The 15,427-nt window shown below is 30.8% G+C and carries 12 protein-coding genes and 1 CRISPR repeat array; of the genes, 1 reads left to right on the forward strand and 11 read right to left on the reverse strand.

The features are described from left to right. The first annotated feature begins 36 nt into the window (after nucleotides 1-36). Nucleotides 37-1,017, forward strand: coding sequence for a Gfo/Idh/MocA family protein (locus tag GYM75_RS07700; protein WP_220215395.1), 981 nt, complete (start codon nucleotides 37-39; stop codon nucleotides 1,015-1,017). Between the two features lie 128 nt (nucleotides 1,018-1,145). Here GYM75_RS07700 and GYM75_RS07705 read toward each other — a convergent pair whose 3' ends face one another. The 11 genes from GYM75_RS07705 to GYM75_RS07755 all read right to left on the reverse strand — a co-directional run bounded on the left by GYM75_RS07705 (nucleotide 1,146) and on the right by GYM75_RS07755 (nucleotide 15,174). Next, nucleotides 1,146-2,066: an L-lactate dehydrogenase gene (locus GYM75_RS07705; RefSeq protein WP_220215396.1), complete on the reverse strand. Its 921-nt coding sequence runs from the start codon at nucleotides 2,064-2,066 to the stop codon at nucleotides 1,146-1,148. Nucleotides 2,067-2,690: 624 nt separating this feature from the next. Beyond that, nucleotides 2,691-3,374, reverse strand: a complete 684-nt coding sequence (locus GYM75_RS07710) for a hypothetical protein (RefSeq protein WP_220215397.1) — start codon at nucleotides 3,372-3,374, stop codon at nucleotides 2,691-2,693. A 251-nt stretch (nucleotides 3,375-3,625) separates the two neighbouring features. Further along, nucleotides 3,626-4,203: a CRISPR direct-repeat array (repeat unit 29 nt; unit sequence CGGTTTATCCCTGTGTATACAGGGAACAC). A 1,140-nt stretch (nucleotides 4,204-5,343) separates the two neighbouring features. Then, nucleotides 5,344-6,405: a hypothetical protein gene (locus GYM75_RS07715; protein WP_220215398.1), complete on the reverse strand. Its 1,062-nt coding sequence runs from the start codon at nucleotides 6,403-6,405 to the stop codon at nucleotides 5,344-5,346. 5 nt (nucleotides 6,406-6,410) lie between these two features. Then, the gene (locus GYM75_RS07720) at nucleotides 6,411-6,620 is read right to left on the reverse strand and encodes a hypothetical protein (RefSeq protein WP_220215399.1); all 210 of its coding nucleotides are present in this window, start codon (nucleotides 6,618-6,620) and stop codon (nucleotides 6,411-6,413) included. Nucleotides 6,621-6,885: 265 nt separating this feature from the next. Next, the gene (locus GYM75_RS07725; RefSeq protein ID WP_220215400.1) at nucleotides 6,886-7,452 is read right to left on the reverse strand and encodes a hypothetical protein; all 567 of its coding nucleotides are present in this window, start codon (nucleotides 7,450-7,452) and stop codon (nucleotides 6,886-6,888) included. A gap of 1 nt (nucleotide 7,453) precedes the next feature. Then, nucleotides 7,454-8,425: a hypothetical protein gene (locus GYM75_RS07730; protein WP_220215401.1), complete on the reverse strand. Its 972-nt coding sequence runs from the start codon at nucleotides 8,423-8,425 to the stop codon at nucleotides 7,454-7,456. Nucleotides 8,426-8,428: 3 nt separating this feature from the next. Next, the gene (locus GYM75_RS07735) at nucleotides 8,429-9,034 is read right to left on the reverse strand and encodes a hypothetical protein (RefSeq protein ID WP_220215402.1); all 606 of its coding nucleotides are present in this window, start codon (nucleotides 9,032-9,034) and stop codon (nucleotides 8,429-8,431) included. Between the two features lie 145 nt (nucleotides 9,035-9,179). Beyond that, entirely contained in the window at nucleotides 9,180-9,770 is a 591-nt protein-coding gene (locus tag GYM75_RS07740; protein ID WP_220215403.1) for a hypothetical protein, read from the reverse strand. 391 nt (nucleotides 9,771-10,161) lie between these two features. Next, complete coding sequence (locus GYM75_RS07745) at nucleotides 10,162-10,854, reverse strand: hypothetical protein (protein ID WP_220215404.1); 693 nt, start codon at nucleotides 10,852-10,854, stop codon at nucleotides 10,162-10,164. A gap of 182 nt (nucleotides 10,855-11,036) precedes the next feature. After that, the gene (locus tag GYM75_RS07750) at nucleotides 11,037-11,696 is read right to left on the reverse strand and encodes a hypothetical protein (protein WP_220215405.1); all 660 of its coding nucleotides are present in this window, start codon (nucleotides 11,694-11,696) and stop codon (nucleotides 11,037-11,039) included. 37 nt (nucleotides 11,697-11,733) lie between these two features. Continuing rightward, the gene (locus tag GYM75_RS07755) at nucleotides 11,734-15,174 is read right to left on the reverse strand and encodes a hypothetical protein (RefSeq protein WP_220215406.1); all 3,441 of its coding nucleotides are present in this window, start codon (nucleotides 15,172-15,174) and stop codon (nucleotides 11,734-11,736) included. Nucleotides 15,175-15,427 lie beyond the last annotated feature (253 nt).

A 15,427-nucleotide genomic window follows, 5' to 3' on the forward strand; every position in this document is an offset into this window, starting at 1 on the left:
ATAGTTTAAGCCTTCAAAAAAATAGATAGATTAACCATGATTAAATTAGCAACAATTGGAACCAATTGGATCACTGAAAAATTCATTGATGCGGCATTACAAACTAAACAATATCAATTAACCGCTATCTATTCCCGTGATATCGATAAAGCCGATCAACTGGCAAAAAAATACCAAGTTAATACGATATTTGATAAGCTCACCGAGCTCGCTCAATATGCCAATGTCGACGTTGTTTACATTGCCAGCCCAAACTCACTCCATTTTGAACAAGCCAAATTGATATTGGAAAATAATAAAGATGTAATATGTGAAAAACCATTAACCTCGAATTTAATGGAAACCCAAACATTAATTAATATTGCCAAACAACATAAAAAACTTATTTTTGAGGCACTTAAAACCGTTTATTTGCCCAATTATCAATTAATTCGGGATTATCTTCCAAAGTTAGGAAGAATTCGCAAAGCACTACTTAACTACTGTCAATATTCCAGCCGTTACGAAAGTTATTTGAATGGCAATAATCCCAACACGTTTAATCCCAACTTTTCAAATGGTTCTATAATGGATATTGGAGTTTACCCACTCAATTTTGGACTAGGATTATGGGGATATCCCAATAAAATAAATGCCAGTGCGACAAAACTTGCGTCTGGTGTCGATGCGCATGGCAGTGTTTTACTTAATTATGACGATTTTGAGGTCATCATTTGGCATTCAAAAGTCAGTAACTCTTACCTTCCTAGTGAAATTCAAGGCGAAAATGGATCGCTTATTATTGAAAATCTTGCCACTTGTGAGCGCGTTATTTATCAACCAAGAATCGGTGAAAAAAAAGAAATCACCCTTACACAACACAATAATGATATGTATTACGAAACAGAAGAATTCGCTAAGCTATATCAACAACGCAACGTAGATCATAACGGTTTAGCCTATTCGAAACTATCATCAACAATCTTGACTGAAATCAGAAATCAAACAGGTGTGGTGTTTCCTGCCGATCAACCTTAAAGATCTTTAAAATATACAAAATGAAATAATAAGTTGCCAAACCTTTATAGCAGAACGCTAACTAATATTAGCGTTCTGGGTGATATATCCGTTGACTGAGTATAAAACAACTATCCGACCAAACACGCTTATTTAATATGTGCAATATAACCCTTAATAATCTCGACACTATTTTTAAATAACTGCTTTTCATTATCTGAAAAATCTAACTCAATAATTTTTTTGATACCATGCTGATCTAAAATCGCAGGCACACCTATTGCCACATCTTGATAACCATACTCCCCATGTAAAATACAACTTAATGCTAACGCACGATGGCTGTTAGTGAAAATATGCTGACAAATTTCAGTAATCGTACTGGCGATACCATATTCGGTACAATGCTTAAATTTAGCAATTTCAAAACCTTTATTCTTCGCTTTGCTGCCAATATCATTAAAATCGATTCTATTTTTTTCTAGATGATTAAGGTTAATACCATAAACCGATGAATGCGACCAAACAGGAAATTGTGAATCGCCATGCTCGCCAACAATAAACGCATCGATACTTTGTGGACCAATATCCATTTGTTCCCCCAATAAACGACGTAATCTTACTGTATCAAGCCAAACCCCAGTACCAATTATCCGATGACGAGGTAAACCTGATAATTGCCAAACTTGGTAAGTAATCGCATCACAAGGGTTAGTCGCCACTAAAAAAATCCCTTTAAAACCATTTTTCATCATATCGGGCACAATCGTTGCAACAATTTTTGACGTACCAGCTAGCTCCTCCGCTCGGCTTTTTTGCGCTAATCCCGAAGTAACCGTAATAATCGCAATATCAATATCAGCACAATCATTGGCATCACGTAAACTGACTTTAATCATGTTTTGCCGATAAGCAGCCGCATCTAATAAATCCTGAGCATGTCCATAAGCCCGATCTTTATTTACATCAACCAGTACAATTTCTTCACAAATACCTCGATTAACCAAGGTATAAGCCGTCGTGGATCCCACATTCCCTACTCCAATAATCATGACTTTACGTAGTTTCATAATAAACTCCAATTATTTGAAAAATGAAATAAAATCAATAGAAATACAGATACGAAAGGGTTTGTCATCACAGCGTTAGTATTGCATATTCTTGTGTAAACGGGGAATCGTTTTCTTATGTTAATGGTGTTCATATTGAAGCAGTTTATTGTATTAGAACACTAAATCTAGTTTGGTGTTATTATCTGCCGATTCGGTTTTTTTAGTATATATAGGGAATATAAATTTTTATATAAATCTGATAATTTTGCTTGCGGTTTGTCCCTGTGTATACAGGGAACACGATTTTGTAATTCCTGGGGAGAATTGATAATACGGTTGATCCCTGTGTATACAGGGAACACACACATAGTTCCATTATGTCCGCTACCAATAACGGTTTATCCCTGTGTATACAGGGAACACGCACGTAGTAGTAGATGCGGTTCTATGCTGAGCGGTTTATCCCTGTGTATACAGGAAACACGCCAACTGTTTATTAGATTTTTGAAAAGTTAGCTTGCCTTTAGAGGTTAAGAAAACTATTAATTATAGGTAAAACTGTTTTAGAATCAGTTAAAGACCAATGCTTTTGACCTTCTATTTGTACCTTTCTCAATCTTTTCCAAACCTCCTTAAGGGCTTTTATCTCAAATTAAAATTACTGTATACTTTATATTCAATGAATTGATTGGTTGCTTTTATTATTTCTAATTTTGCGCCTTTATATCTTATTACTTTAGATTCTGATAAATCATATTCAACATTATTTGAAAATGCTGGGCGAGCAAAATCATTATTAAATTCTTTATACCCAATGTTAATCTTATTACCTACTTTGCCATTATAGATTAGTATTTGCTGGAAAGCGTTTTGATAAGTTACGTTTTTCTTTTGGTACGAAAATGAAGCATCACTTTTACATATAGAACCACCGCTAACAGTTACAATACATAAATCATTATCTTTTTTACTAGTTCTAATTCCAACAGGTATATCAGCAAAGGTTGATTTTCCCACTGTTACTCCAGAGTTTAACTCATTTAAACCAAAAAACAGGTATTTTTGATCCTCACCTACTTTAGGATATTCTCCTGCATGAATAGTAAAATCCACTCCCCTGCTAACTACTGTAGTTTGAGGAAAATAAATAACATCCCTTGATGCCACCGTTCCCTGTCTAACCATATCATCACCGATAAAGGTTTTTGTAACAACATTCAAATCGGGATAGCTTATTTGTTTTGTTTCAACTACATAATTATACTTCACAGTGCTACAAGCGGTTAAAACAAAGCCTAATAAACTTAAAAAGATTATCTTTTTCATACCATTCTCCTCAATTTTTGGATAATAGTATGTGATTTAACCAAATAAATCAACGACGATTTAGTTTTCCACAGGGTCGCATTTGTTCATCAATAATTGTTAGTACTGATTGCTCTTCCATCCTATTCGGATATTCCGCTATTACCAACATTTAAGGGCACATGTACAGTTATATTGCCTCCCAGATTTATTAGATGTTTGCAAAAAATCTAGTAAATCAGCGTTAGTACGAGCATCAACAACACACTCACCAGTTTATCCCTGTGTATACAGGGAACACCCGCCCTTTAATAACCGCCTCTGTAAGAAATTCGGTTTATCCCTGTGTATACAGGGAACACGTCGATGTCCCGTAAATATTGTTGAAAAGCGGCGGTTTATCCCTGTGTATACAGGGAACACGAATACGAATCAACGTATTCAGTTAATGTTAGCGGTTTATCCCTGTGTATACAGGGAACACGTACTAAAACAACACTCTATGAGTTGTTCCGACGGTTTATCCCTGTGTATACAGGGAACACTGGGGGGATGAGCTAAATGCATTAAATGCATCCGGTTTATCCCTGTGTATACAGGGAACACTTTTCGCTATAGCCGTGATTAGATAGCATCAGCGGTTTATCCCTGTGTATACAGGGAACACTAAAAGAGAAATTTTTGGCGTTTAGCTCATTGCGGTTTATCCCTGTGTATACAGGGAACACAAAACTACGTTTAACCCTAAACATTTTCCACGCGGTTTATCCCTGTGTATACAGGGAACACAGGTATCCTAGATCTGCATGTTTCCCAAACGCCGGTTTATCCCTGTGTATACAGGGAACACTCTAATTATAACCTATTGTTTATTAATTAAAATAGGGAGTCGTAAAATTCTACCGACTTTTTGTTGCTTTTTTGTGCAGTTTGTTTTGAAACATATTTAAAATTTAATTTTATTTTTATCAAATAGTTACCTGTATTTACAACAAATTTTTATTAGCTCACACTTTTGAACTTTTTATGCGCACGGAGTAATTTTTAATGACTATATCAAATCTTACTCTTCGGTGTTTGATTTTGTCCAATTATTCAATATTGATCTTTCTTTTGCTCACTTACTTTTTTAGATTTTCTCTTAAATATCATAATAATCAAATTACTAGTAAGAAATTATAATAAAAAAAGTTGAGGATTTGATAAAACTATTTTCTTTTTGGATCTTTTTGAATGGTTATTTCTGTATAAAGGAAACTCCTTATCTTATCTTTGCTTATTTTTTGCTCTATTGTTTCTTTTTTCCTGTGTCTACAGGAAACTCTAATTCAACGCATTGATGTTCGTCAATTTGCAAATCGCACAATTTCCACGATCTTCTAGCCTCTCTGTATGCAGCCATTGCGACAGGATTAGCTAGTACCTTCCGTTTTAATTCACTAAACGTAGTGCAGTGTTTTTTAGTCATCTTCAATTATCTCCTTCAATTAAGCTTTAGCCGTTTTTAGTACCTTCATAGGAATCTTATTCAAATGCTTTAACAAAAAAAGCATTGTATATCGATATCATAGGCAAATAGTTTGAGTAATAATATTTTGGGTTTATCCCTATGTATATAGGGAACACTATTATTCATCACACTGTCTATTAACTCCGATCGGTTTATCCCTATGTATATAGGGAACACTCATAAACTCACGGGCACACAGTATTACACCGCGGTTTATCCCTATGTATATAGGGAACACTCTAATTATAACCTATTGTTTATTAAATAAAATATCGACTTGTAAAATTCTACCGACTTTTTGTTGTTTTTTTACGCTGGGTTGAATAACGCAATGTACCCACTAAGATTTGATGTAATTCTTTCATTGCCGGGCTATAATCTTCAAAATCAAGTTTAGCCATTTAATCTACACAACTTTAGTCGATAGTTCACAAACCTAAAATTTTCCTCTGAGGTAGCAAAACTTTAACGATGACATTCTTAATCTTTGTGACATTTTACAATTCTTTGTCTATCACGATATTTACATGAAATCGATTCCAATAACTTGAAGTGCCCACTATTATCTATTTTATAATGTCTCCATTTTTCAATATCTCTTGTTTCGTGATCACCAACATAATTTAATAACCAAACATTCTTAAAATTTTTATCAATATAGTAATACTGTACAAAAGCAGCTGATTCTGAAATTTTTTCTTTAAAAATTGATAATTTATCTATTAATTTATTATTTTTTTCAATATTCAAAAAAATTTCGAAATCAAATTCTCCATGCTGCTTTTTAGTTAAATTGTATCGATATTCTCCTTTTTGATATATCTCTTTCTTTTTGTTAAATAAAGTGTCACTAACTTCACCAAAATATTGACCTAATTCGTTTAAATCGCACTCATTGTAAAAATAAGAATCAGAATAAGATCCATCAGCGGGAAAATCACACTTCTTATTCATATCCTCTACAATTTTTTTATTTGTCAACATAGGATGACCAAACCAACTAAATTCCCGATGTGGTATCTTATAATTAAATCCTCGATAAGTTATGGGCGATTCATTATTTTTTTTCAATTGCTTCGAAAATATTATTAAGTGATCTGACTTAGTTAGAAAAACAAAATAATTATCAATCTTTATTAAATCAGTTAACCCCGCTTTCAAGCATATATTATCGTCATCATTATTAGGAAAGTTTATTGCCTCAAATTGATCTCCTAAAAGGATCCCTTCTTCTGAGAAAATTTTTTTATATTTTTCTACTTTTTCAGGAGTTTTCCAAAAAGATAAAGGTGTAGTAAGATTTGTTGATGTTTCATAGTGGATAAGACAAATTGTATCAACTATAATATTTCCATCAATTAATATTAGTTTAATTCGCGAATAATTTTCTGTTAAAAATTGTCTGTCATAATCTGATTCATTACCAAAAACAGAATTTTTTGAAACTTTATAATAATCCCAAATATCCGGTGATTCATTTGAATGAACAATTCCTATAGAAAAAATAAACAATAAAATCAGTATTAAAAAATTTTTTTTCATTCCCTTTATCCTTTATGATAATCTTCCCTAGCTTTATCAGAAAAATAATCTTCAATCCAACAATTATCGTTAATATCCTTAACCAGCTTCTTATTTATAATTTGAGGCGTTCCCACAGGTAATAAATTAGTATGAGTTAAAGCGTTCAACGAATGTGAACATGCTAAAATAGGTAAAAATAATAAACCATAAAATAAAGACTTTATCTGCATCATAGATAGACCTCGGCTATTTCGTATTGAAATTTATCAAAGTGCATATGATTATTGTGTAAATTAGTACCATTTTCTCCGCCAAGTAAGAAACATATCTTTTATCTGTTATATTAGGGGTAACAACTAATTATTTATTAAAATTAAATTTATGCATCGCAGTATTGGTATTTATTTTTTGAATAATTAGCCTATTATTACCTTTCCTTAGATAGTATTGAAACCTAACCAAATTTTTTATCTTGTATGTCGCTTTGGAACAAAAGTGCTATTGTGTATTTTTCAATAATTCAAATTTTCCAGAATTTTGATTTATTTTATACTTTTTCCAATTTTCTGCTGTTGTTGATTCTAAATCATAAGTAAAATCCAATGTCCATAATTCATAATCTTTTAAATAATATAATTTCTCTGTAGCCAAACTATCATTGGGATCATTTTTATATTCGTAACATATTATAGAATCTACTTTTTCATTATTTTTATAAGACAATAATTCTATTTCTATAAAAAATTGATTGTCATTTTTTATTTTTTTCAATTTCAACTCAACATTATTTTTTAGTTTAGACATTGTTATTTCATCATCACCTAACTTACTAAATTGAAGATAATAATTGTTTTTTATTTTGACGATTGTGCATAGTTCAGATTCACCTTTACAAGTTTTATTAACAGATAATATAAATTTTTTACTTGATACCAATTTTTCTCCTTGTAACTCACTAAAAGATAATAAATCTTTGTTTTGATTTAGTGCATTTACAGAATTAATATTAAACTGAGTGAATATTACAGTTATGAACAATGCTGAAATATAGATTAAATTTTTCATATTATTTTATATCCCTTAATTTTTGATCTATGTCCTCTATTTTTTGATGTAGTTGTTCTGTTAAGCATTTGGTAATCTTATAGGTAAAATTCTGCGTTTCATCCTGATAATTCGGAGGCTGTGAAGTTAAACACACCATATTGATTTCTTTATCTATTATTTCCATAAACTCGTTAGTATGAGGATTATTAGTTTTAAGAAAATTTAATTTTTGAAATAAAATATTATGATAGTAACGATAAGATTCTATACTACAACTAGTTGAGTATTCTTCTTGATAACAAGTTTTTAGTTTATTAATTTGATATTTTGAAGTTTCAAGCGAACCTTCGAGAATTTTAAATTGATCAGGATAAATAATTTGATATTTATAACCTTCGTCAATTAATAATGTTTTAAGCTGAAACTGTAAGCTTTTTTTATCTATTTGGTAATGTTTCCAAAATATTGGTTTTACACTGGTTTCGACATCTTTTACCAATAATACATAAATATCCATATTTGGTGATATATAATAGTATTGATTACTTAACCAATAATAACCTTCAACATCATAAGAACTATTTGCCAATATAATTTTATCTTCAAGATTTCCTTCATGAATAAGAGATAAGTTGAGTTCTTTAACTGGATATATTTTATTATTAACGGTTTTATTATAGATTTTTTTATTAATAGTAAGCTTTAAATCATCAACATCATATATAACAATATTATTTCTAATAACGTCATATAAATTATCAAAATATGAAGCCATTTGATTAATTGGACAATGCTCAAGTATTTCTTCTCGTTCAGTATTTGTAATATGCCAAAAATTATCGGTTTTTTTGCAATCTTTTGCTAATTTAGAGATATCTATCGCGTTAAGAAAAGATTTACCTTTATAGTTCTCAATAACATTAATTTCCTCTCCATAACAGCAAAAACTGATAAAAAATAAAACTATTTTGATAAACAATAAATTTTTCATTACTTAATCCTTTATTGTGTTAAAAAAGCCTGAAGAACTCATTTGATATTTCTTTTCGTTGGTATAAATTTTTTTATCTTTTGGATTTTCATCTAGCTCAAATAGATTTTGTTGTTGATGTTGTTTTATTAATATTTTGCCATCAGGCTTTATTACAAAATCATTCCAATAGGATATTTCGCCATTTTTAATTTTGTACAAAAGTATTGCATCAATCAAATTTCCGTTATTATCATAACTATATAATTGAAAAGTAAAAACTTTTTCATCATTTTCACCTATAGCCATTTGAATAATGCCTTTATATAAAATGTCCTTAAAATAAAAATAGCAATGAGGAAAATAAAAAGTTGTTTTAGTAAGATATTCAAATAATTTTGGCTTAAATGAAAATTCTTTATTGGTAAATCTTAATGGAAATGGCATATTAGGGGAAAGATATAAGCCATATTCTCCCCAATAGTAATATTTTTTTAACTGATTGGAAGAATAGGGTAATTTAATTTTATGATAGTAACGTAAATCACTCTTAAAATTTTCTGACAATGCAATTTTTACATTAAATAATGATAATAGACAGATTATGATAAATCTTTGAATAAATTTCATTATTAAATTTCCTCAATGTTATTCATGCTTAATACAATATCTTAATTAATATTGTATTTTTTATTAGAATATTATTTAATATAGAAGAATAAAGGTGATAAAGAAAATGCCTTTGATTAGTCTAATTTAAACTTTGTCATAATCGTTATTCAAAATTAATATTACCCATATTATCAATTAAATAATAACTTACCTTATGTTGTTCAGTCATAAGCTTGTCTGTTTCTATATCAATGCAATATTCTGATTCTAGTATTTCAAATTTCTTATTTTTATAAATACGTGTTCTTTTATTGATTGAACACTCTGCTTGTGCACCATCCACAACAATCATTTTGCTAATCAGTTGATTACTCTTATCAAAAATCTGTAATTCAAGAGTTGGAAGGTTATAATATGAATCTTGATCATTACGATCCCAATAAGCAAAAAGGAACACATTTAGCTTGTTATCAAGCGGAAGCTTTTTAAATAATATAGCTTCACCTGTGTAAGGTTTTCTATGCTCAACCATGCTTAATAAAGGTGTATTGGGATCATAAAGCGCATTCAATGGATTTTTTTCATCATATATTTGATTATTATCCGCAAAAAAGTCTTTCAAAGAATGATAGGAAGATGTTTTTTTTGAATATCCTTTAAATTCATAAAGGATATTATTAAGATTTTTATCTTCTGCAAAAGAAAAGAACGAGACTAATAAAATGCATATATAGAAAAATGGAAATCTGATCATTTTTAATCCTGTACATTTATAATTAAGTTAAAATCAAAACCGCATATATGTAAATGGTGGTAATGATCATATCCATTTGGCGGAGCTTTCTTCATATGCTTTGTATATTTAAGTAAAGTATTTGATTGTTTCTTATATGTAAAATATTCCGAATACATTAACGACGTTCTAGCCCAACCAAATTTATATAATGCAGTATTAAATTTTTCTTGCTCATCAAAATCAAAAGTTGAATAAGATAGCCATGTTAGCTCACCATTTCTTTTTTCTGATATATACCTTAGGTCTCCTGCAACCCCATTTATATGAGATTGGCTTATAATTGGCTGTACAAATAAGAGATTTATATTCCTAAATTGATATAGCACTTTACTCAATTAAAGCAAGCAGACTATTTATTTTTAAAGTTTTTATTTTTACAAACCAATTTAAGACCGCCATTTTCGAACTGACATTTTATTTCATCCAGCAAATTAAACTTTCCTTTGTTATTAATTTTGTAATGCTGCCACAAAGTCGCAGACGCACCTTCTTCATCTAAAATATGTTCAAGTAGCCAAACATTTAATTGTTTATCGATGAAAAAATCTAATGTCACTTGAATCATATCACCCCCATGATCTTCATTAGAATAAACAATAAGTTGATTTATTATTTTGCTCGATGATTCGATAAACATCGTAATAATAAACTTGGTGGGTGAAATTGCACATTCACCTTCAAGCTGTTTTTCTTCAATTAGACAAATATCTGTATCGGTCGTTTTTTTTAAATAAATATTAAATTGATTGGATTGATATAAATAGACAATTTTATTTTTTTGTAGTTCTTCAAATATATTCCTAACATTCTGAGTTGAAGGAAAGGTCGATAATTTGCATCTTTTATGATAATCTTCCCTAGCTTTATCAGAAAAATAATCTTCAATCCAACAATTATCGTTAATATCCTTAACCAGCTTCTTATTAATAATTTGAGGTTTTCCCACAGGTAATAAATTAGTATGAGTTAAAGCGTTTAATGAATGTGAACAAGCTAAAATAGGTATAAATAATAAACCATAAAATAAAGATTTTATCTGCATTATAAATAGACCTCAGCTATTTCGTATTGAAATTTATCAAAGTGCATATGATTATTGTGTAAATTAGTACCATTTTTTCCGCCAAGAGTGATTAATTTTTTATAGTGAGGAATATACGGTATAAATTTTTCCTTTGATTAAGTTATTAACAATAAAGCTAAAACCAAAAGTTTTGTTGTAAATTAGTTGCATATATTTTTACCCAGTTTATTATCAAAATGACACTCAAATGAATCCTCTAATTTAAATTTTCCATTATTATTTATTGAATATTTTTTCCAAAAATTAACTAATGGTCCATATTCATCAGCACCATAATTTAAAACGTATATAAAATTATCTATATAATATTTTTGGTACTCTACATAAAAACCATCATAGTCATTTTTTTTATAATAAATAGTAAGATTGTCTTGTATTTCATCATTGATTTTTGTAAAAAGCTTTATTTCTTCAATAGTTACACTGTCTAAGCTTTTAGGATCAATTTCTTTCATCTTTTCAAAATAAATATTAATTCCATTTATTGAATGCAAATACACTTTTTCTCTTAATTTCATTTGACTAATCATTTCATCAAAATCATATGTCATCTTCGATAATACGCATCTCTCTCTGCGTTCATTTATTTCTTTTTCTGTCGCACTAAAAGAGTGTTTAATCTTACAAGAATCATCTATTTTTTTTGCAAATTTTTTAATTGATATATGCTCATCTCCCTGATATTTTTCTAATACTTTACTTAGCTGTTTAGAATAGATATCATTATCCTTTGTTTTAGCATCCACCGAATTTAAAATAAGACAAGTAAAAAAGAAAATTATAGTTAAATTAAATCTCATAAATTGTATCCTTATATAATAGTTTCTATTCTTATAATCAAATAGTTATTATCTTCACTTGTGTTTCATCAAAATCACCGGAATGTAAATGAGAATCATGAAGTTCATTATGATGTTCTGCATTAGATAATTTCTTACAATATTGATTTATACCTATCAATCTTTTTATAAAATGAAATTTAGCCATAGCATCTATAATTTTCTGATCTTTATCTACATTTTGAATATAAGTCGTATCCACACTAGTTCCATTAACATGTTCAGAACTTGGAAAGCAAGAAGCTTCGTAAAAGCAACTTCCTGTCGTTATCAATTCAAAACCGACCTCAGCTAGAGCGCCTATAAATCCAGCTAAAGGAGCTGGTCCTGTATATCGCCTTTTAGTATTACTGAATTGATATTTAATTATAATGTTATCTTTCACATAATTAATCTCATCAGGCATTCGAACTATTTCAATTTCTTCATCTAACGCTACATACTTTCGCCACATATTACCTTCTTTTTGAGAATGCCACCCATACTCAGCAATATCGCCATTCTTATATTTAACTCTTTTCTGGGTGTTTCCTTCATTAACGTTCTCTTTATACTCAAGAATATCTTTATCTTTTCGATTTGGTGCAGTTAACATTCTCACACCATTTTTTTTCTTTTTCGTTGTATGCCAATCGACTATACATACTTCATGCTTGTTATTATCTTTATCATGATAGACATATTTATATTTTCGCTCAAAACCAGGGAGTATGTTTTCAGGTATATGCTTTTCGATTTTTCCATCTTGATAGATATGATATGTCACAATTCCCGCTCCAGAAAAATAATCCACCATTGCCACAGGGTGAATAAACCAGGCTTTGCCGTCTTTTGATAGATTAGTTAGTGTCGGTGCATCATTGTTAGTATTGGTTGATTGTGAGGCTTGTTTGTCGGCTACGTCTTTCCACCATAACGAGGGTTTTATTCGTTTCTTTTTTTCAATTTGCCAGACTCTTTTAATATATTCAAGCTCTTCGTCTACTTTATCGAATGCAAATTTTCTTAGATATTCTTTATCTATACCCAAGCCATCTAACAGTTTAGACATAAATTCTTTCTTTTCATCTTTTTCTTCTTCAAACAGCTCATCTATCTCATTCCACTTTGTTAGCGCTTCATCCGCATACCATTCACTTTCATATTTAACTAACAGATGCCCTATACGCTCTGCTGTCCAGCTTCTGCGTAAACCTTCTTTTAAATAATCTTCTGTAAAAGATGGCGGTGTTTTTTTACGCTGGGTTGAATAACGCAATGTACCCACTAAGATTTGATGTAACTCTTTCATTGCCGGGCTGTAATCTTCAAAATCAAGTTTAGCCATTTTATTCTTGACAATTTTAGCCGATAATTGACCAACCTTAGATTTTTCTTCTACGGTGTTGAATCCTGACCAATGCCATGGGGTAACAAGTTTTATATGTTCTTGTACACCATTTTTCGTATTCACCCATCCTTGTATCGGTATGCCTTCTTTGTTCCCTGCCTGAATATATCGCCAAATTGTATCCGGGTCGTCATCATTTACCGCAATAAAACTTTCATCCGATTGGGAGTTAAGCGAGATTGTTCGCTCAAAATAAACCGTGTTATATTGTTTTGGTTCGGGTAACCCATCCAAGGATAATGGAAAATCATTCCAATAATTTATTGTGCTATTTAATTGCCCATCTAGACCTTTAAGGTGAAAAACATCTTTTGATGCTATCCAGTAATACACGTTTTCAGGACTAAAACGTATTGTAATAGATGTCTTCATATCTTTATTAAGGACTGTACTCGATGCAATAATATCGTTGACAATTTCCACTTCATCAGGAATATCGCTTTTGATTAATTGGGGATATTTTTGTTTGTAACTTTCTAACAGATTCTTTTTATCTTCCTGCGTTAAATAGTACTTTTTACCATCACCTTTTATAATCTCTCCAGTTTTAGTGTCCAGAGAGGGGGTAATTGATAAATTTAACGTATATACTGGTTTGATTTTTACGTAATAACTATTGGTAAGACTAATAAATTCTACTCCCAATCCTTTATGTAAAAAACCGGTGGGTTGGGTAGCTTGAATTAATTGGGCATCTTTTTCGACTAAAATAATCGTTTTTTCATATTCTGGTAAATTGTTCGCTAACGCTTTAGTTTTTTCGATAAAAGCCGGCAAATCATCACAGGTGAATAATTCAATATGCGCTAATTTTAGTAATTTTTCATCTGACGGGCGTTTCATTGTTGCTAATGCGGCAACTTTAGGTTCATCAAAACTCTGGCTTTGGCTTACATTATGTCCAAGATAACCAATAAAATCGCCTTTTTTTATTGCAATGGGCTGTTTTAATACAATAACTTCATTAAACTTTTCAGGTTTTAGCACTGTTGAAGTCAGTGATTCTATCTTAACATAGCCTTTATGAGGTGCGTCCGCACCTCCATTTTCAGCGACTAAGGCAGGTGGAATCGGACACCCCTCAATTTTCCGAATTTTAGCATAGCCATTTTCTTGACCGTCAAATTCGAATGTCGCTGTAATTGGCAAATAAGTCAATTTTTGTGTATCATTGGCAGCTTCATAAACGGCAATCCCTTTCACTTCTTTTTCAGGAGCATCGACCTTGTAATTATCTTCCAGACAAATTTCATAATCTTTATCAGCTTCCGCTTTATTGCCAGTTGGCCGGTCTGTATCGCTCGTTCCTATATCCCCTTTCCATACATACCCTGAAGTCGATCCTAATTCATTTTTATATTCATTTTTCGTAACCAATATACCCTGTGTTATTGACGTGATTTTATACCATCCAGACTTCCCTTTTTTTTGTTCACCTAAACGCACTTTACTACCTTTCAGTAATAATCCAACGACCTTCGAATCCTTACCGTTTTCTCGGATCACACTACCATAAATAGCTCCTGCTTTTTCTTCATTGACTTTGCCTGACTGAACTTGCCAGTAATGCGGATACTTAATTTTATCATCGACAGTTTTCTTTTTCTTTTGCTCATAACCATACCAATCAAGCTGATGCATGTATAAACTGTAAATGGTTATCGCTGGTGGGGTTTCGGTTGAAGCACTAATCTCTGGCATTTTTAAATAGTGGCGAACTAAGGTAAATCCTGTTGAAAAATAGGCAACTTTTTGAAATTCTTCAACTGGTGCTTCTACCTCGTTATTGTCCTCATAGATAATTTTGGGATAAACATCATTTACACGATATGCAATAACTTCACCATTTGCCATACACCGCAGTAAATCATCATTACCGATTTTATTTAATACGTTTTTATCGATATGAATACCACCATGCCATAAACTATTTTCACCAAATGGATAAAAGCCACTGCCTGCTTCGGATAAAGCTTTATAGTAAGCATCTTGACTAAGTGTTTTGCTACCTGTGGGAAAAACAAAATTGGATATTTTCTTTATTGTCATTTTTATTTCCTTAACTAATTAATCCGAAAAACTTTTTGAATTAAAAGTCATGTGTTTTCGAAGTAATAGTTCGAGTTCTTTGTTACTATTAGTCAATTTAGCCGATAAGCAGCCATCTCTAATAAATCCTGAGCATGCCCATAAACCCGATCTTTATTTACATCAACCATTAAAACTTCTTCACAAATACCACGATTAACTCAGGTATAAGCCACAGTGGAACCCACATTCCCTACTCCAATAATCATGAATT

The sequence above is a fragment of the Gilliamella sp. ESL0441 genome (assembly GCF_019469185.1).
In the GTDB taxonomy this organism is placed as follows: domain Bacteria; phylum Pseudomonadota; class Gammaproteobacteria; order Enterobacterales; family Orbaceae; genus Gilliamella.